The following is an 18239-nucleotide window of genomic DNA, read 5'->3' as shown; positions in this document are numbered from 1 at the left end:
ACAAATTGTTACTTTATTGTTTGTGAAATAATCAATATAATAATAATTATTCTCATTCAGGGAAGAGCAATGAAGTTAACCGAACTACAATGCAATGTCACCGCAAAGGTGGAGGATATTAGCGATCTGCCCCCTTCAACCCGTAAACGCCTCGCTGTGATGGGGCTGCTACCTGATACCGATGTGACGGTCATTCGACGTGCGCCTCTCGGAGATCCCTTACAAATTCGCGTTCGTGGTGTTGATCTTGCCATTCGTCAGCAACTTGCAGCGGCGATTGAGGTGAGGTTATGAGTTATCAAATCCTTACCGTAGGTAATCCCAACTGTGGCAAAACAACGTTGTTTAATAGCTTAACGGGAGCGCGACAGCAAGTAGGGAACTGGGCTGGGGTCACGGTCGAGAAAAAGACCGGTGACTATGTGTGCCATGGGGATCTTTTTACCTTAACGGATCTCCCCGGTATTTATCATTTAGACAGTCATAGTGACGCCAATAGTCTTGATGAAATCATTGCCGCTCGAGCTGTGTTGGATGCAAAAGCAGACCTGATTGTAAACGTGGTAGATGCGACTTCATTGGAGCGTAGCCTATACACAACCTTGCAGTTGCGTGAGTTAGGTCGGCCAATGGTGGTGGTCCTGAACAAAGTCGATGCCATGAAACGTCAACAGCAGCGAATCGATGTGAGCGCTTTGTCTGATGCGCTCGGCTGTCCGGTATTTGCGATCAGTGCCAATGACTTAGACGCGGTCACGCAGTTAAAGGCAAGTATTCATCAATGTGTGGCAGAGGGTATTCAGCTTGAAGCGCTGGCACTCGATTACGGCAGTACTGTGAATGACGCGATCGACGCCTTACTGCCATGGGTAACTGGGTTGCCTTTCCCTGAACGATCCATGGCGCTGCACTTGCTTGAAAATGATCGTCTTATTGAGAATAGATTAATCACATCACAGCGTGATGAGGTGAAGGCATACCGACAAGCATTGCCTGATGATTTTGATGCTGAGCTAGCGATTGCCGATGCGCGCTATACCTTTATTCATGATCTTTGCCTGCAAGTGAGAAGTCACGAAGGGAAGCTAAGCAAACGCAATGCTGAGCGTCTTGATCAATTGATGTTGCATCGGGTTTGGGGTCTACCGATGTTTTTCTTGATGATGTATCTGATGTTTATGTTTGCCATTAACATCGGTAGCGCGTTTATAGACTTTTTCGATATCGCCTTTGGTGCCATCTTTGTTGAAGGTGTCCACCATCTTTTTGATGCGTTTTTGCCGATGTGGCTAGTGACCTTGCTTGCAGATGGTGTGGGGGCTGGTATTCAAACGGTTGCCACTTTCATCCCGGTCATTGCCAGTTTGTATTTTGCGCTCTCTATTATGGAAAGCTCAGGGTACATTGCCCGTGCAGCATTTGTCCTTGATAAGTTGATGCAAAAAGTCGGGTTACCGGGAAAAGCGTTTGTACCTATGGTACTTGGATTTGGTTGTACGGTACCGGCGGTAATGGCAACACGGACATTAGATCTGGAGCGTGAGCGTAAAATTGCCGCCGCGATGTCACCTTTCATGTCTTGTGGGGCCCGTCTTCCGGTATACGCACTGTTTGCGGCGGCGTTTTTTCCGAGCAGTGGGCAAAATGTGGTGTTCTTACTCTATCTAATAGGTATTTCGGCGGCTATTTTAACGGGGCTTGTGTTGAGAAAAACGCTCTATCCGGGTAATAGCGATAGCTTTGTGATGGAACTGCCCGATTATGAAATGCCCACGGCGCGAAACGTCTTGCTGAAAACGTGGCAAAAGCTGAAGCGCTTTGTGCTTGGTGCAGGAAAAACGATCGTGTTGGTTATTGCGGTACTCAGCTTTCTTAACTCTTTGGGTACTGATGGGACGTTTGGCAACGAAGACAGTGAAAACTCAGTACTCTCACGCGCCGCACAAGTAGTGACGCCAGTGCTGGCACCTATCGGGGTAGAGCAAGAGAACTGGCCTGCAACCGTTGGTGTTATTACCGGTATCTTTGCCAAAGAGGCGGTAGTTGGTACGCTGAATAGCCTATATGCTACGGACGAAGAGCCCAATGAAGGTGAGTTTAATCTGGCCGAACGCTTATCGGAAGCCGTCGCAAGCATTGGTGAGAATCTGGCTGACTTGAGTTTCAGAGATCCTTTGGGCGTTGATGTGGGCGAGTTAGATGATCTTGACGCGGTCGCTGAAGAGCAAGAGGTGGATACCAGTGTTTTCAGTAGCCTAACGACAACGTTCTCGGCAGCCAGTGCATTTGCTTATCTGCTTTTTATTCTTTTATATACCCCTTGTGCCGCTGCGATGGGCGCATACGTGCGTGAATTTGGTCGTCCGTTTGCGCTTTTTGTCGGAGGATGGACACTGCTTGTCGCTTATACGGCAGCGACGTTCAGCTACCAACTTAGCATGCTGGCTCAGCATCCAATGCAAAGTTTGAGTTGGTGCGGTTTGTTTACCCTGTTGAATATCCTCGTATATCGATTGATGAAGCAGGCAGGTGAACGACGTGTGAGTTGGGATTTTGCATGATACTTCAATCGCTAAAAGCGTATTTGATAGAGCAAGGCCGTGTTGAGCGTGCGGTGATCGCGCGGAAGTTCGCACTGAGCCAAGACGGGGTTGATGCCATGTTAGTGATCTGGCAAAAACGCGGCAAGATAAAGCAAGAGATCGTTGGCGGCCAGAGTTGTCTCGACGCAAAGCAAGTCTGGTATCAGTGGATCTCAGGTGATGAACTGGCGATAACGCAGCTCAGTTAACGCAAGTGTACTTAAGTCATCTCAAGAGGCGTGGTCAGTAAGGTCTCGCTATGCTTGTCGGCAAGGCATTGTTTTGAAGTCTAGAGGGTGATTTCAAAAAAGAGCCAGCGATAATGGCTGGCTCCTTGTGGCGATTTTTATAAGGTGGTACCGAGTAACTGGCGTCCTGGTGCTTCGAGGGTGAGATCATCATTATCAATGACAATTTCGCCTTCAATCATGATGTAGTCATAGCCGGTGGCCTCAGCGAAAGGGTTCGTGTATGCCGAGTTGCTTTTGATGTTATCAATGTCAAAGATGAGTAGGTCGGCATCAGCACCCTCTTGGATGCGACCTTTACGCTTAAACACGGGCGCCACCTGCTCAAGACGTCGCGCAGGTAAGTAGCTGCCTTTCATAAAGGCGTCGCTCAAACTAATCACTTTTTCATCGCGTACATATTCACTGAGAAGGCGAGTGTAAGAGCCCGCACCGTTCGGGGCTGCTTTTGTCTCTGCGTTAAATGATGGCATTGCGTCGGTTGCAATCATCATTTCTGGGTGCACCATCGCTTCTCGCAGCCACTCTTCTTTCATGTAGTGGTGGACGACCATGCCATCTGGGCGCGCTTCACGCGTTTTATACCAAGTTTCTTCTGTGAAGAACTCACCTGTTTCTGCCCACTGAACATCTTCATAGGAGATATTGAAAATGGTTTTCCAGTCTCTATTAAAGACATCGGCAGAGATGGATGTTGAGCCAGCGGTATAAGGGAAGATCTCCATAGTGACATCAGCACCATGCTTGTTTGCTTCATCGATCACCTTCATCCAGTTGCCGATTTCACCCATAGCATTGGCGTTGATGTGTGAGATATGCAACGGTGCGCCCGTCTCAATTGCCACATCAAGTACGTCGTGAAGAGGTTGAATATCACCATTAACACCACGGCGAATGTGCGCCCAGATCGGTGCATCACGCTCAGCCGCCACTTCAAAGATCATTCTCATTTCTGCATCACTGACCGCTGGCGACATGTAGTCCAGTAGGAAACCAATGCCTAAGCCACCGTCATCAAGACCTTGATGCAGTAGTTCGCGCATTTGTTCTACTTCTGCGTCTGTAGGCTGTTGAAAAAAGGCTGCACCCGGCACGATTGCACCATTTTCACCAATTAGCCAAGCATGTTCACGACCCTCAATGACCTTCATACGAATAGAGAAGTGAGCAACCGATGCACCATAGTTCAAATAAGGTGCGGCTTTTATGAAGTTACCGTACTCACTGGCTGGGAATGCCCCTGCTTCGAGATCCAGCGCAGTCGTTACGCCATCGCGGAGCTGCAATAAGGCACCAAAAGGTAAGCCGCTGTGGGTATGTAAGTCGATAAATCCCGGGCCGACAATCTTGTCTGTTGCATCAATCTCGCGTTCGCCATTGAGTGTCTCTTCAGACAGTGTGGCAATGCGCCCATTACGAATACCAATATTTAACACGGCATCTGTCTGGGTTTCAGGGTCGATGACGCGACCTTGCGAAATAACTAGGTCGTAGTCGGACGTGTTTGGGGTCGCGAAGGCTGGGTTTAGCGTTGTGACCAAAGCGAGAGCGAGAAGAGAAAGACGCATAGCGGCTCCTTGTCAGAGAATGAACAACATGTCCCCAGTACTTTCGTGGGGCTCTAAACAACAGTGTCATCGTAGGCTGTAACATCCATCAGTACATCTCTATAATGTTGGTAAATTACAAACAAAATGAGGTTTGGTGTGAGCGGATTTACATTTGATCAGTTAGAGGCTTTTGTTGCGGTAGTAAAAAAAGGGTCATTCAGTGCAGCGGCGAGATCCTTAAACAAAGATCGCTCCACCGTCCATCAGCTAGTGGCATACCTTGAAATTGACTGGAATGTGACCCTATTTGATCGCAGTAGTAAGTTCCCGCAATTAAAACCCGAAGCCAAGCGCTTGCTGCAGTACGCGGAATCGTTTTTGGCACAGCGCCAAGAAGTTCAGTACATCGTTGATGGATTGAGTCGTGACTTGGGTGCGCAAGAACTCGTCGTGAGTTATGACCCTCTTATGCCACGTAGTCTGATTATTGAAGCAAAACGGCATATCGCTCAACACTACTCCCGTGCGGCGGTGCATTGGCTTGCTCAAACTAAAGATGTTGCTATTCAAGCACTCTCGGCGCAACAAGCTGACCTCTCTTTGCAGTTTACAACTCCGCGCTCAAAACCGGTTCAGGGGTTATCGGGGATAAATATTGGTTCGCTTGGTTTCGCCACTTACGTGACGAAGGGGAGTGCGCTCTTGCAGAGCCAACCTTGTCCGTTGGCAATAATGCAGCAGCAAATGAGTTTGGTACCGGAAAGCTATATGTTGGCGGGTTTAGAAACGATGGCGACTTACACGTCAAAAATGCAACGTATTGGTGATGTGCACTTATTGGTGGAGACATTGGGTGACATCGCGGGAAGCTGGGCGATTTTACCTCTTTCTACGGCAGCGCCTTTTGTTGAGCGCGGCTTGATAGAGGCATGCGAGGTAGAATATTTGGTATCGCCAACCGCTTGGCCAGTTACCTTGGTCTTGCGTGAGTCGAGTCGGGACAATGTGTTGAACATGGCTGCGAGAAATGCCTTGATTGAGGGAGTAAAGGCGACGATTTAGTGTGTATACAAGAGATAAAAAAAGAGCCAACGTAATGTTGGCTCTTTCGTTATCGTTGCATTGAGAAAATTAGGCTGCGAAGTTTTCCGCGGCGAATTCCCAGTTAACCAATGCCCAGAACGCGCCCATGTAGTCAGGACGTACGTTGCGGAAATCGATGTAGTAAGCGTGTTCCCAAAGGTCAACAGTAAGAAGTGGTGTTACACCTTCGTCTGTCAGTGGTGTTGCTGCGTTAGACGTGTTCACGATGTCTAGGCTGCCGTCAGCTTTCTTTACCAACCAAGTCCAAGATGAACCAAAGTTGTTGATTGCAGAATCGGTGAATTTCGCTTTGAAGTCTTCGAAAGAACCGAAGCTTGCAACGATAGCGTCTGCAAGCGCGCCAGTTGGCTCGCCACCACCGTTTGGTGATAGGCAGTGCCAGTAGAAGGTGTGGTTCCAGATTTGTGCAGCGTTGTTGAATACACCACCGGTTGAGGTCTTGATGATCTCTTCCAGAGATTTGCCTTCAAACTCAGTGCCTGGGATCAGGCCGTTCAGCTTAACAACGTAAGTGTTGTGGTGTTTACCGTGGTGGAAATCTAGCGTTTCTGCTGAGATGTGTGGCTCAAGTGCAGTTTTCTCATAAGGTAGTGCTGGTAGTTCGAATGCCATCGCTCGGCTCTCCATAGTGTGGGGTTGAAACCCCTTTTTTGATCATTGCTTCCAGTTGAATCGGTACGTGCCGACTCAATCAATTTTGACTGACCAAAATAGTTTAGCAAGTTTTTACTTTATTTAAAGGTTTATGGTGTAAAAAATCGTTCAAAAGCCCATATTATTATTAGGCGTTTTTTTTCTTGCTGGCTACAAGTAGAATGACGGTTTACTTAAAGTAACGGTGTCGTAGAGGAAGCTATGGAAACCATCGACAAAATTAAGCAGCAGATTGCAGAGAATGACATTCTGTTGTACATGAAAGGCTCACCAAAACTGCCAAGCTGCGGTTTTTCTTCACAAGCATCTCAAGCGCTAATGGCGTGTGGTGAGAAATTTGCGTATGTAGATATTCTGCAAAATCCAGATATCCGTGCCGAGCTACCCATTTACGCACAATGGCCGACCTTCCCTCAGCTTTGGGTTGAAGGCGAGCTTATTGGTGGATGTGACATTATTTTGGAAATGTTCCAAAAAGGTGAGTTGCAACCACTGATCAAAGAAGCTGCAGAGCGTCGCGACGCGAACGCTGCTGAGTAGTATATGTGTTTGCCGCACATTGACGGCAAGACAAACGTAAAAGGGCGTAGCCACCATGGTGGTTACGCCCTTTTTTCTGCGTGTTGTAACACACAACGCGATCTTTATTGCATTACAGCACCATGGCCGCAATCCAACCAAAGACAATCAGCGGTAAGTTGTAGTGGATAAAGGTCGGTACAACCGTTTCCCAAATGTGCTCATGTTGTCCATCGGCATTCAGACCTGATGTCGGGCCCAACGTCGAATCAGAGGCTGGTGAGCCTGCATCACCCAGAGCGGCTGCGGTGCCGACCAAGGCGATGGTTGCCATTGGCGAAAAGCCGAATGCTGCCGCAAGGGGGATATAAATGGCAGCTAGCACAGGAATGGTTGAGAAAGAAGAACCGATGCCCATGGTAACAAGCAGGCCAACAACCAGCATCAGGAAGGCAGCAAGGCCTTTGTTATCACCAATGGTATCTGAGAGCGTTTGGACCAGTGACTCGACGCCCCCCGTCTCTTTCATCACAGCGGCAAAACCAGCAGCGGCGATCATGATAAATCCGATCATCGCCATCATGTGAACACCACGGGTGAAGACATCTTGGGTGTCCTTCCACTTGATCACACCACAGATCAAGAACACGGTAAATCCGAGCAAACCACCGACAATCATAGAGCCTGACCAGAGTTGTGCCCCAAGAGCAACGACAATGGCTCCGACCGCGACGTAGACGTGGAAAAGATTAATCTCTTTGTGTTCAGGTTCAATCGCAAGAATCTTTGATTCGTCGTATTGGCGAGGTTTACGGTAACTGATGAACATGGCAATCAACAAACCAACCACCATGCCCAGCGCAGGTAAAATCATCGCGACAGGCACCTGCTCGATACTCACGGTCAGACCGTTATCAGTGAGGTTCTTCAGCAAGATGTTGTTGAGGAAAATACCGCCAAAACCAACAGGTAACGCCATGTAAGGCGTGACCAGACCAAAGGTGAGTACGCAAGCAATTAAGCGACGGTCAAGGTGAAGTTTGGCGAACACATGCAAAAGAGGGGGAATGACAATAGGAATAAAAGCAATGTGAACAGGAATCGCGTTCTGGGAAGAAACCGCAAGTAGCAGTAGTGCCGTCAGTAAGGTGTACTTGACGCCGGTCGCCGCTGCTGCATTGGTTTGACCGCTGACTTTTTTAATCACGAACTGGGCGAGTACGTCAGTGATGCCAGAGCGAGAGATAGCGACTGCAAATGTGCCTAGCATGGCGTAGCTCAACGCGGTGGTGGCACCGCCGCCTAAGCCGCCTTCAAAGGCAGAAATCGTATCGGTCAGTGACATCCCACTGATAAGGCCTCCGACAATGGCACTGAAGGTGAGCGCAACAACGACATTGACGCGCAACAAGGCGAGTACAAGCATGACGCACACGGAAATTACAACTGGATTCACAGTTGGCTCCTTTATTTAATTCTCTTTTTAGATGTTGTGTTGAGAGGTGATGCTGTAGCCATAACCTCGATTGAACAGTTTGCGGATATTTTTATTAATGTCGAGGAAAAAGTGTGGTCTAGCGCAACTTTGTTGGTTTTTTATTCAGTCAGATCTGAAGAGGGTGGAATGAAGCGTGGAGTAATGTCGCTTTTGTAGCACGAAGGTTTGTATTGGCGACTCGAATCCGCATTGCTACGCGATGTCTCCGCTTACTTACCCTCAAGCACCTTGAGGCTACTTGAGGGAAGGGTGAGGTAAGAAGGTGATAAAGCGGGATTAGTCGGCGCGTTGTACTGCTCCTTGACGATCAATGACATAACGCGCGAAGTCCTCGGCGAGAAAAAGTGATGCGTCGTAGAATGATCGTGCTTCGTTTTCAATATCGTTAATTGATGGCGAGCGGTTGATATTGCTTTGGTAGCGCGCGCTAAAGTGTGTCAGGCACAACGCGGGTAGCTGTCGGCTGTGGGCATATTTAGCAATCATTTCAGCACTGGAGTGGCCCACATGAGCGCCTACCTTTTTAGCGATTTCATGCGTGTAGGTCGCTTCGTGTACTAAGAGGTGGCAGTGTTCAATGACCGCGTCGAGTAGGGCGGGTTTGTCGTTGTCGCCACAGATCACGACTTTTCTGGGCGGTAAATTACGCTGCAAAAACTCACGGCTGTGTAGGGTGATACCTTGATATTCAACATCGATGCCACGCTGCAAATCTCCCCAGATGGGGCCAGCCGGAATGCCCTTAGCCTTCAGCTTTTGCGTATCCAACTGAGCGCCTTGATCTCGTTCTGTAAAGGCGAATGCATAAGAAGGGACGCGATGGGAGAGCTCAGAAACCGTCACCTCAAATTGGCCAAACATGCGGTGTGGTAGTTCCTCACAAGTGACAAAACTCACCTCGTAAGGGAGATGCAATAGCGTATGGGTTTGAATGGCATCAAACCACGCTTGGACGCCTTGCGGGGCGATGATGGTGAGGGGAGATGTGCGACCGTTCATTGCGGCACTGGCGAGTAAACCGGGTAAACCGTAGCAGTGGTCGCCGTGGACATGGGTGATGAAGATGCCACGTAAGGCATTGACAGAGAGATTGGTGCGTAACAATTGATGTTGAGTACCTTCACCACAATCAATGAGATACCAGTCTTTGCCTTGGCTTTCGCAAAGCGCTATTGCACTGACATTACGCTCTTTGGTTGGCGCACCTGAAGAGGTCCCCAAAAATAACAGTTCCATAGATGAAACTCGCTCCGGTGTTGACGCTCTCTCATCATCTGATTGGCAAGGCTGGCGATGCATAGCTTTGCGGTGACTAACCGTAAACCTTGCCAAACAATGGTCTTCAATCTATCAACGCACACGTTCCTGTTTAGCCTCAGGGGCGCTGATCTGCTATCGCTGTGTGGATGATGGAGGCTGTTATTTGTTTTTTGACACTCCCTTATCTACTCAAGTCACCTCAAGTTACTGCTTTTTAACGTCGTCGGCTAGAACTTCAAAGCAGTGCCTTGATGGCAAATCTAGACACTCTCGCTGACCAAGCATCTTGAGGTAGTTTGTGTAGAGGAGTAACCGTTCTCGTACGGGAAACGCGAGGTTTCTCGTCAATAACAACTATGCCCTAGAGACTAATACATGCGAAGTAACAATAGTGTTAACAAGTGTAGGCTTGCGAGGTAACACGCAGAGAGGGGCAGTGGTGGGTCTCGGCTGACGATAAAAATTTCGTATATGATATTCGTGCTCACAAAAAAGAGCCGCAGATGCGACTCTTTGTAGGGACGGTTTAACGTCTGTTTAGCTACTCGGTACTGGTATCCATAACAGCACTATTGGTAACAACGACCCCTTGCCCTTTTTGGGTTACGAAAGTGGCGATTTGGGTCTGCATCTCTTGGGTAACCGCGGCGTCGGTTAGGGTGCTATTCGGCGCAATCACGGTACTGTGACCGACAGTGATAGGATCCTGAGGTGCAAAGTAAGCGGCCACGCGGGTCGTTTGCTGCGCAACTGTCCCCGTCAGCTTACTTAATGCCATTCTTGCAATCGTCGGGGCGGTACCGCCCGTCGTACTGCCTGCAACACTGTTCGGAATGACGGGGTCATTCGCTGATTGGATTAAGTAAGCGGGCGCTTCAGTATTGTACGCAAAGTTCACCGGATCTACGGGATCGAGTACCGTTTGGGCAGCAAACGCAAAGCTTGCAAAACCAGCGTCAACTGCGGCTTTGCTTGCATCATCCAGCACGCTATAGAAATTACTGAAACACACTTCATTGGTGACTGTAGGCTGTCCATCCTCGTCTAGACATTTTGATTTCTGGAAAGCTTGGTAATTCACGTTCGATGCAATTAACAGGCTGTGCTTCACGGTATTACCGTATGCGCCAGAATTGAGTAGCAGGTCAGCAATACCACCGCCTGGATTGGCAAAAACGCCGGCTTGGGTGGTGAATACCGCGTCCGCCTCTGGTGAGATAGAGGTAGTCACCCCATGATAGGCGGCCAATGCGGTGATACCGCCGAGCGAATGGCCCATGATGGAGATGTTGCTAAGATCTACCGCGTCCAAAATAGGGTGGCCGAGCCCTTTCATTACGGTCAATGCGGTGCGCGCGCCTATGGTGTCCAATGCGCCTTGGCGAAGGTTATCGCGAGCCACATTGAGATACTCCAAATTCATGAAGACAGCAACATTGTCATCGTCGGCAACAGTGCCGTCAGACAGCGCCCGTTCACCGTGTAAAGGTTGGTCGTAGGCGAGAATCGCGTAAGGTTGTTGCTGTGCCTGAAGTGCGATAGCCATATGGTTGGCGGCGAACAGGTAGCTGTTTTCCTTGCGGGATGTGATGCCATGTTGATAGAGCAATACGCCCGGGTTTGCGACGCCCTGTGGGACAAACATGATCACAGGAATGTCGACCACATCTTTAATTTGCGGTACAGGATTATACTGAGTGATCACTCGCTCAGCATCGAGCGCAGTACCGTTTGCTAATGTCAGCGTGACGCCAAGCAGCTTGGCGGCTTCTGTTAAAATAGCCGTGTTATCACCGCTAGATAAGACACTGGTGTCAAACCCAAGCTCGGCAAGTTGTTTACCCAGTGCCGCTTTATCTGCATCACTGCCTGTACTCAGCGTGTTACTCAGCTTGGCAAGACTCGGCATGGCGGCGTGAAATGGGGTCTTTTTCCAAGCTTGGTTTTCCACCGATGTTTCTAAGTAAGAAGGTAGTTTCAGGGTACCTTTATAGACATCGACGTTTAAGCCTAGCTGTTGATAGCCAGCGTAAGTGTTTTTGATTGCTGTTTTACCCGCGGCGGCATTGTCGCCGAGAAACGCACTGAGGCCGGCATCGTCATCAACGGCGGTGGCGAAATCCGTGCCTGTTGGCGCTAGGCTTAAGGTATATAGGCCGGTCAGATCTTTGTTGTTCGGGTTGGCGTTACCTTTCCAGATATCGTTGAGCGTTGCGCCTTGTGCCAAGCCACTCAGAGACTGTGCGATAGCGCCCTTGGTGGCATTAACGACATCACCCACAGCGCCCGTGGTGTACCAGCTAGAGTAGATAACTTCATCTGTCACACCTAAACCAGCCATGGTGGCTTCGATACCGTGTACCAGCGTTTGTGCACGCAGTAAGGCGGCAACCGGCTCGCTGTTCTTGGTTTTCAATGAGGCGTAAGACTCCGTCATGCCGACACTGTCGCCATTGGTATCTTTTAGCGCGTCTGTAATCGCATAGAAGTAATCCGTTTTCTCATCGAGTGCTGTCAAAGGAACAATGGCTACCTGGCCACCTACCAGACTGACAATATAGTCAACACCAAAAGTGAGTAAGCTGGGTGTGGTCACGGCAGCAGATGACGCCTCTGCCGTGGTTGCCAGTGGGTTTGGCACTTTGGCGACGCGAACACCGGACGATAAGGTTGCTGGGTCAAGTGCGACGCCGTTAAACGGAATTAAAATAGGTTGATTGGGACTCCAGCCATCCGTGCGGTTCATGGCGACAATAGGATTGGACAGATCGTTTGCATCACCCGTGACAGGAATATTGAGTGTGCCATCAAAGGTATCGACCAAGAAAAACGATGGGGCAGGCACATTGGCATCAGGGCCTTGCAGCTTGAAGTTCACCTTTGTAGGGGCTTTTAGGCTCTCAGCAATAGCGGTTTCATATCCAATGGTCGGTGTGCCTGAGAGGCTGCTATCATCGCCACAACCCGTTAACCCAAGTGTTGCGGCTACGAGTAGAGCAAGTGTTTGTTTTTTCATAGTGTTGGCTCCATACGCCGACATCATGACTGAGCGTCAAAATGTCACAAATCAGAAGGTGTAGTTAAGCTGAACGCCGGATACAAAAGCATCACCAGTGGAACTGAAGTTGGTTTCACCCAACAGTCCGCTCTCTTTGAAACTGATGTCATCACTGGTGAGGTAAGTCAGGCCGGCATCAAAGCTGAGCGACTCGCTGTACTGCCAAGTGGCACCGACTGAGTACCAAAAGCGATCGCTATCTGGAATGCTGAGCGTTGGTTTACCCCCTTGCTCATCAAGGGCTAGCCCAGCGCGGAAAGTCCAATCGTCACTGTGTTTGTATGTTGCGCCGATAGCATAGCGGAAGGCGTCATCGTACTTCTCCTCTTTAAAGAAGCAGACGTTCTGTAGGCCATTGAAATTACACTTGCTGTTAGTGGCTTTGAGTTCAGTAAATTTACTCCACTCTGTCCAGAACACACTGTAATGGACTGCCCATGTTTCGTTGAGATCGTGATAACCGGAAAACTCAAAAGTAGCAGGAAGTATGACATTGAGATCACCGGTGACTGTCGCGCCTTTCACGCCACCGTCTATGATGATGCCTTGGTGGTCAGTAAATTTACCTTCAAATTCCAGCTCAGTTTCTGCGCGGTAATGGAGACCAAAGCGCGTGGTGTCGCTGACCTCATAGAGCGCGCCAATGTTCCACCCGTAAGCCCAAGTATCCCCAGCCATACTAATGAGCTTATCGCTAGGCTTACCATTGAATGCCCCCGACGCACCACCAAGATGACGGTCTAGCTCAGCATCGCCGTAGATCAAACTCAGACCAAAACCAAGGCTCAGCTTGTCGTTCACTTTAAAGGCAATATTGGGGTTAATGTTGACGGTAATCAGTGAGGTGTTGCCTGCTAAGTCACCGTGGAGGAAGTCATCAGGGTAATCGGTCGCGACACCATATTGGCTGAACATGGCGATGCCCCACCACCATTTTTCATTGATGGGCTTAAGGTAATAGGTTGCGGGGACGGCAGCCATGGGAGCGACATCGTGAGCAGTTTGGTTGCGATCGGTGTCTGTGACGTCGATGTTGGTATCAACAATCATGAGTCCACCAGACAACTGGGCCGTGTCGAAACGCGTCATTGCGGCGGGGTTACGGGAAATTACTGCGGCATTGTCAGCGATGGCGGCTTCGCCGGCATTTGCTCGACCAATACCTGATACCGACTGCTCAGCGACCTGAAAGCCTGCACCGTGCGCATGGAGTGACGCGATGGCTGCGGCTAAAGTCGCCACTTTGAGTTTTACGGACATTGGCTGCCTCTCTCTAGTTTTAGCTTCTTGTCATTTGCTGTCTACTGTTTAAGACACAGCAGCTGCAGAGTGTTAGTTGCGGCGTTTCCTACTGGTTGGAGGGAAAGCTTCAAGAAGTATATGCTTGAATTTCTGATATGTTAAGGAAATGTATAGTAATTATGAAGTTTCAAAGAAGAAGTGAGAGAGGGGTTTTAATATTAGTGTTTTAAACGTTTGTTTGATTTTAATCGGCTGTTTTAAACAGAGCTAAGAGCCTAATAATTAGGGTCTTAGCTCTAAAATTGCGTGTTTTAACTGATAGATTCGTTATCTTCAGCTGTTTGAATATCGCCCAGTGGCCAACCACCTAACTGCTTCCATTTGTTAACAATCTCGCAAAATAGTGTCGCGGTGCGCTCTGTATCATAAAGAGCAGAGTGAGCTTCACGGTTATCAAACGCCATGCCTGCGGCTTGGCAGGCTTTCGCAAGGACGGTTTGTCCAAATGCTAAGCCACTGAGTGCCGCGGTGTCGAAGGTTGCAAAGGGGTGGAAAGGATTACGCTTTAGCTTGCTGCGATCACTGGCAGCAAAGACAAACTTATGATCAAAGGTCGCATTATGTGCCACCATAATCGCGCGTTGACAGCCATGTATTTTTTGCTCTTTACGGATCTGCTTATAGATCTCTTTTAGCGCTTTCTCTTCAGAAACGGCCCCTCGCAATGGGCTAAATGGGTCTCGGATACCGTTAAATTCGAGTGCCTCTTTCTCAATATTCGCCCCTTCAAAAGGCGTGATGTGAAAATGCATCGTTGTTGCTGGTTTCAGCCAGCCGTCTTCATCCATAGTGAGGGTGATTGCGCAGATCTCGAGTAACGCATCGGTTTTTGCATTAAATCCGGCTGTTTCCACGTCTACGACAACAGGTAGGTAGCCGCGAAAGCGTTTTTTCAGTAGATTGTGGTCTGCGATTTCAGTCATCTTTTCATTCTATGGGTGGCTGTAAAGCTCGCCATTATGGCAGATTGGCACGATTATCGCTAACACTCCTTAGTGACGCTGACACGGGCTATGCGCTTTCAGCGTCATCAACACTAAAGAATCTGTATAAGTCGTCGATCTATTGGTGGAATAGGAAATTTAAGGAACACAATGCAACGTCTTGCCTTCTCAACTGTTATGCTGCTTTCGCTTTTCGCTGCGCCACAAACGCTAGCGGGACGGCATTATGTTGCCACGCCAGCGCAATCCGAGTGGCAAGTTGTGGTGGATACGCCACTTGAATGCCGCCTGGTGCACGGTATTCCTAATTATGGTGATGCTCAGTTTAGCTCGCGCGCCAGCAAAAAGATTAACTTGGATTTTGAGCTGAAGATGCGTCGCCCGATGGGGGAGACGCGCTCTGTGAATCTCGTTTCGATGCCTGCGCGCTGGATGCCCGGCGATGTTGCGGAGCGTATTACTCAAATGCAGTTCTTTAAACAGTTTGATGGCTATGTCGGCGGACAAATGGCGTGGGCGTTGTTGTCAGAGCTAGAGATTGGTCGATTTCCGACATTCAGTTACCGGGATTGGGTGAATCGGGATAAACAGATAGAAGTGAGTTTGTCTGCGGTGTCATTTCAGAATTCCTACAACCAGTTCAGCGCCTGTATTGACAACTTACTCCCTTACAGTTTTGAAGATATCTCCTTTACAGTGCTTAACTTTGAACAAGGCAGTGAGGAGTTGAATAAGCCTTCTCAGCAGCGCTTGACGCAAATCGCCGAGTTTGTCCGCTACAGTGATGACATAGATTTGGTGTTGTTGGCCACTTACTCAGATTCTGCTCAGGGTACGGAGGTTTCTCAAGAGATGTCGGAGAAACGTGCCAAGCGACTCGAAGAATTCTTCCTATCGCTGGGTTTACCGCCGGATCGAATTCAAGTCGAAAGTTATGGGCAACGACGTCCCATTGCCGATAATGCCAACCCGATTGGTCAAGCACAAAACCGTCGCGTCGTTATCTCGTTGGGACGGACGATTATCTAAGTTCAACCGTATTGGTTGTGTATAGACTCAAGCATCTTGAGGTGACTTGAGTATAAAGGCATCGCGAAGCAGCGATGCCTTTTTTGTGGGAAGTAAACAGAATCCAATCCGCTAACAATTACTGACAAAACCATTGAGTGAAATATTTGAATGAAAAATCAGGTGTTTAATCCGTTTCTTTCTGGTTAAGAAAGATTGTTCGTCGTGATGGCTGCTTTTCAAGCGATAGGGAGTTGGTAACATTCACCTTAATTGTTTCAAGGCATTTTCATATAAGGACGTGTGATGAATTTCGATACGCTCGCTATCTACGCTGTGGTTTCATTCTTCTACATTATTAGCCCGGGCCCCGCCGTTTTCTTGGCGATCTTTAATGGTGCGATTCGTGGCATGCCTTTTGTTGTTCTTGGTGCACTCGGTAATGTCATTGGTTTATTCATTTTGTCGAGCTTATCGATCAGTGGGTTGAGTGCTGTCTTGATGGCATCTTCAACATTGTTTTTTATTGTCAAGATGGTTGGTGCGGGTTACTTGATTTACCTCGGTATTAAACAGTTGATGACGGCAAAACATGCCAAGATATCGCTGGATAGTTCGCTGGGTGATAATCAAATCAGCTATCGGCAGGCATTAAAGGAGAGCACGCTTGTCGCCGTGACGAACCCTAAGCCCATCCTGTTTTTTGCAGCGCTGTTTCCGCAATTTATGGATACATCGTATCCGGTCATGCCGCAGTTTTTCATCATGACGTTTTTGTTTATGAGCTTCTCTTTCCTCTCGCTGTTTTGTTATGGCTACTTAGCGCGCGCTGCCAAAGGCTTGTTAAGCAGAGGCAATGGTGCAAAGTGGTTTCAGCGTATCAGTGGTGGTATTTTTGTCGCGATGGGGGCGAGTTTGATGCAGTTACGCAGTACGAGTTGATGGGGTGAGATAGCAAAAAAGACGAGCGCAACGCTCGTCTTTTTAGATGTGGAGCGACTCTAGCCTGTTAAAAGGGCTGAGTCTTTGGTGTTATGCTGACGCCATATCTTTTGTTGTTTCTGTCCCTTGCGCGTTTTCAATCGCACGTTGAGTTTTAGCGACATACACTTTCATCGCAACGGCAATCATTAAGGCCACGGTTAGCATACCGACGAAGATGTACATCGTCATGGTGTAGCTACCGGTAAGTTCACGGACAAAAGCAGCCAGTGATGAACCTGTTAGACCGGCTAGCGCCCACGCTGTTAATACATAACCGTGGATTGCACCCAACTGTTTGGTACCAAATAGGTCACCGATATAGGCAGGCAACGTGGAGAAGCCGCCACCGTAACAAGTCATGATTAAGAACACGACAAGTTGGAACATCAGCGCTTGGCTTAGTGAAGGCAGTAGGGTAAATGCCGCAATTTGAATCACAAAGAACGCTAAGAATGTGTTTGGACGTGTCAGGTAGTCAGAGGCGGACGACCAGAATAGGCGGCCAAGACCGTTCAACATTCCCATGATACCGACCATAGTTGCTGCTTGCATTGCACTCAGGCCTGCAATCTCTTGCGCCATTGGCGACGCCGCAGAGATGATAGCGATACCACATGTGATGTTGATGAAAATCATGATCCACAAGCCCCAAAATTGAGGGGTTCTGACGGCATCGTTGGCATCTTGTTGGCTACAATCGCACGCTTTAGGTTTTACTTCTTTCTTAGCAGAAGCCTGCGTCATACAGTCTGGTTGCCAACCTTCTGGAGGACGCTCTAGGTAAGATGCCGCGCTGATCATGACGACGAAGTAGGTACCACCCATGATGAAGAATGTTGTTGGGATACCCACACTACTGATTAAAGCTTGAATGACAGGGCTCGCAATCATAGACGCGAAACCAAAGCCCATAATCGCAAGGCCTGTTGCTAAGCCACGACGATCTGGGAACCACTTGATGAGGGTGGAAACTGGTGTGACATAGCCGACACCGAGTCCGATACCGCCCAATACCCCATAGCTGAAATACAGCAAGTAGAGGCTCTCTAACATGGTGGCGACACCCGCACCTGCTACGCCGGCACCGAAGAAGGTGGCGGCAATTAGGCCAGTAAAGCGAGGGCCTTTTTTCTCAACAACATGTCCCATAACGGCTGCCGAAGCGCCAAGGAAAAAGATTGCGATACCAAAAGTGAAGGAAATCTGTTTGAGATCCCAGCCAAATGCATCATGGAGTGGGTTAGAGAATACACTCCATGCATACACTGAGCCGATGGATATATGGATACCAACCGCAGCGAGGGCAATTAACCAACGGTTTTTCGTTTTAGATGTATTCATGATTGGAGACCAGTTAAATGGGTTACTGATCGTAACGTTAGCCCAAGAGCCAGCGGTTGAAAATCGCTTATTTTCCGATGCGAATTGAAGCCGAAAATGCTGAAATATCTTGTTACAAATAGAATTATTTATTCATATTTATTTGCGGGAAGAGTGAAATAATAGGAGTGATGAATTTAAGGGTAAG

15 protein-coding genes are annotated in these 18239 nt (G+C 48.6%); 7 read left to right on the top strand and 8 right to left on the bottom strand.

Annotation, left to right across the window (positions count from 1 at the left end; all coding sequences use genetic code 11):
* Positions 1-69 precede the first annotated feature (69 nt).
* The 3 genes from TSUB_RS11485 to TSUB_RS11475 are packed head-to-tail and all read left to right on the top strand — an operon-like array spanning position 70 to position 2791.
* Positions 70-294: a FeoA family protein gene (locus TSUB_RS11485; RefSeq protein WP_087022648.1), complete on the top strand. Its 225-nt coding sequence runs from the start codon at positions 70-72 to the stop codon at positions 292-294.
* Positions 291-2561, top strand: coding sequence for a Fe(2+) transporter permease subunit FeoB (feoB, locus tag TSUB_RS11480; RefSeq protein ID WP_087022645.1), 2271 nt, complete (start codon positions 291-293; stop codon positions 2559-2561). The genes TSUB_RS11485 and feoB overlap by 4 nt, the downstream gene beginning before the upstream one ends.
* Positions 2558-2791 carry a FeoC-like transcriptional regulator gene (locus tag TSUB_RS11475; RefSeq protein WP_087022641.1) on the top strand — a complete coding sequence of 78 codons (234 nt, stop codon included), beginning with the start codon at positions 2558-2560 and terminating at the stop codon, positions 2789-2791. The genes feoB and TSUB_RS11475 overlap by 4 nt, the downstream gene beginning before the upstream one ends.
* Positions 2792-2928: 137 nt before the next feature.
* On the opposite strand, the gene TSUB_RS11470 is transcribed toward TSUB_RS11475, so the two are convergent.
* The gene (locus TSUB_RS11470) at positions 2929-4398 is read right to left on the bottom strand and encodes an amidohydrolase family protein (RefSeq protein ID WP_087022638.1); all 1470 of its coding nucleotides are present in this window, start codon (positions 4396-4398) and stop codon (positions 2929-2931) included.
* 138 nt (positions 4399-4536) lie between these two features.
* Between TSUB_RS11470 and TSUB_RS11465 the strand changes: the two genes are divergently transcribed.
* A complete protein-coding gene (locus TSUB_RS11465; RefSeq protein WP_159064938.1) occupies positions 4537-5442 on the top strand; it encodes a LysR family transcriptional regulator in 906 nt (301 codons plus the stop codon).
* Positions 5443-5511: 69 nt separating this feature from the next.
* Here TSUB_RS11465 and sodB read toward each other — a convergent pair whose 3' ends face one another.
* Positions 5512-6096: a superoxide dismutase [Fe] gene (sodB, locus tag TSUB_RS11460; RefSeq protein WP_087022633.1), complete on the bottom strand. Its 585-nt coding sequence runs from the start codon at positions 6094-6096 to the stop codon at positions 5512-5514.
* 243 nt (positions 6097-6339) lie between these two features.
* Here sodB and TSUB_RS11455 point away from each other — a divergent pair, with 243 nt between their 5' ends.
* Positions 6340-6678: a Grx4 family monothiol glutaredoxin gene (locus TSUB_RS11455; RefSeq protein ID WP_087022630.1), complete on the top strand. Its 339-nt coding sequence runs from the start codon at positions 6340-6342 to the stop codon at positions 6676-6678.
* Positions 6679-6790: 112 nt separating this feature from the next.
* Here TSUB_RS11455 and TSUB_RS11450 read toward each other — a convergent pair whose 3' ends face one another.
* The 5 genes from TSUB_RS11450 to rnt all read right to left on the bottom strand — a co-directional run bounded on the left by TSUB_RS11450 (position 6791) and on the right by rnt (position 14698).
* Positions 6791-8113 carry a Na+/H+ antiporter family protein gene (locus TSUB_RS11450; RefSeq protein ID WP_087022627.1) on the bottom strand — a complete coding sequence of 441 codons (1323 nt, stop codon included), beginning with the start codon at positions 8111-8113 and terminating at the stop codon, positions 6791-6793.
* Between the two features lie 318 nt (positions 8114-8431).
* Complete coding sequence (locus TSUB_RS11445) at positions 8432-9391, bottom strand: ribonuclease Z (protein ID WP_087022623.1); 960 nt, start codon at positions 9389-9391, stop codon at positions 8432-8434.
* A gap of 565 nt (positions 9392-9956) precedes the next feature.
* Entirely contained in the window at positions 9957-12431 is a 2475-nt protein-coding gene (locus tag TSUB_RS11440) for a VolA/Pla-1 family phospholipase (RefSeq protein ID WP_159064937.1), read from the bottom strand.
* A 51-nt stretch (positions 12432-12482) separates the two neighbouring features.
* Entirely contained in the window at positions 12483-13733 is a 1251-nt protein-coding gene (locus TSUB_RS11435; RefSeq protein ID WP_087022618.1) for an OmpP1/FadL family transporter, read from the bottom strand.
* A 293-nt stretch (positions 13734-14026) separates the two neighbouring features.
* Positions 14027-14698 carry a ribonuclease T gene (rnt, locus tag TSUB_RS11430; RefSeq protein ID WP_087022615.1) on the bottom strand — a complete coding sequence of 224 codons (672 nt, stop codon included), beginning with the start codon at positions 14696-14698 and terminating at the stop codon, positions 14027-14029.
* Positions 14699-14896: 198 nt separating this feature from the next.
* On the opposite strand from rnt, the gene motY reads away from it, so the two are divergent.
* Both motY and TSUB_RS11420 read left to right on the top strand, forming a co-directional pair.
* Positions 14897-15748: a flagellar protein MotY gene (gene motY / locus TSUB_RS11425; protein ID WP_414718381.1), complete on the top strand. Its 852-nt coding sequence runs from the start codon at positions 14897-14899 to the stop codon at positions 15746-15748.
* 285 nt (positions 15749-16033) lie between these two features.
* Positions 16034-16669, top strand: coding sequence for a LysE family translocator (locus tag TSUB_RS11420; RefSeq protein ID WP_087022609.1), 636 nt, complete (start codon positions 16034-16036; stop codon positions 16667-16669).
* A gap of 90 nt (positions 16670-16759) precedes the next feature.
* On the opposite strand, the gene TSUB_RS11415 is transcribed toward TSUB_RS11420, so the two are convergent.
* Positions 16760-18052 (bottom strand): L-lactate MFS transporter, encoded by a 1293-nt coding sequence (locus TSUB_RS11415; RefSeq protein ID WP_087022605.1) that lies wholly within the window; start codon positions 18050-18052, stop codon positions 16760-16762.
* Positions 18053-18239: the final 187 nt, after the last annotated feature.

Source organism: Thaumasiovibrio subtropicus (assembly GCF_019703835.1).
GTDB lineage: Bacteria > Pseudomonadota > Gammaproteobacteria > Enterobacterales > Vibrionaceae > Thaumasiovibrio > Thaumasiovibrio subtropicus.
This window is presented reverse-complemented; position numbering and strand designations above follow the sequence as displayed.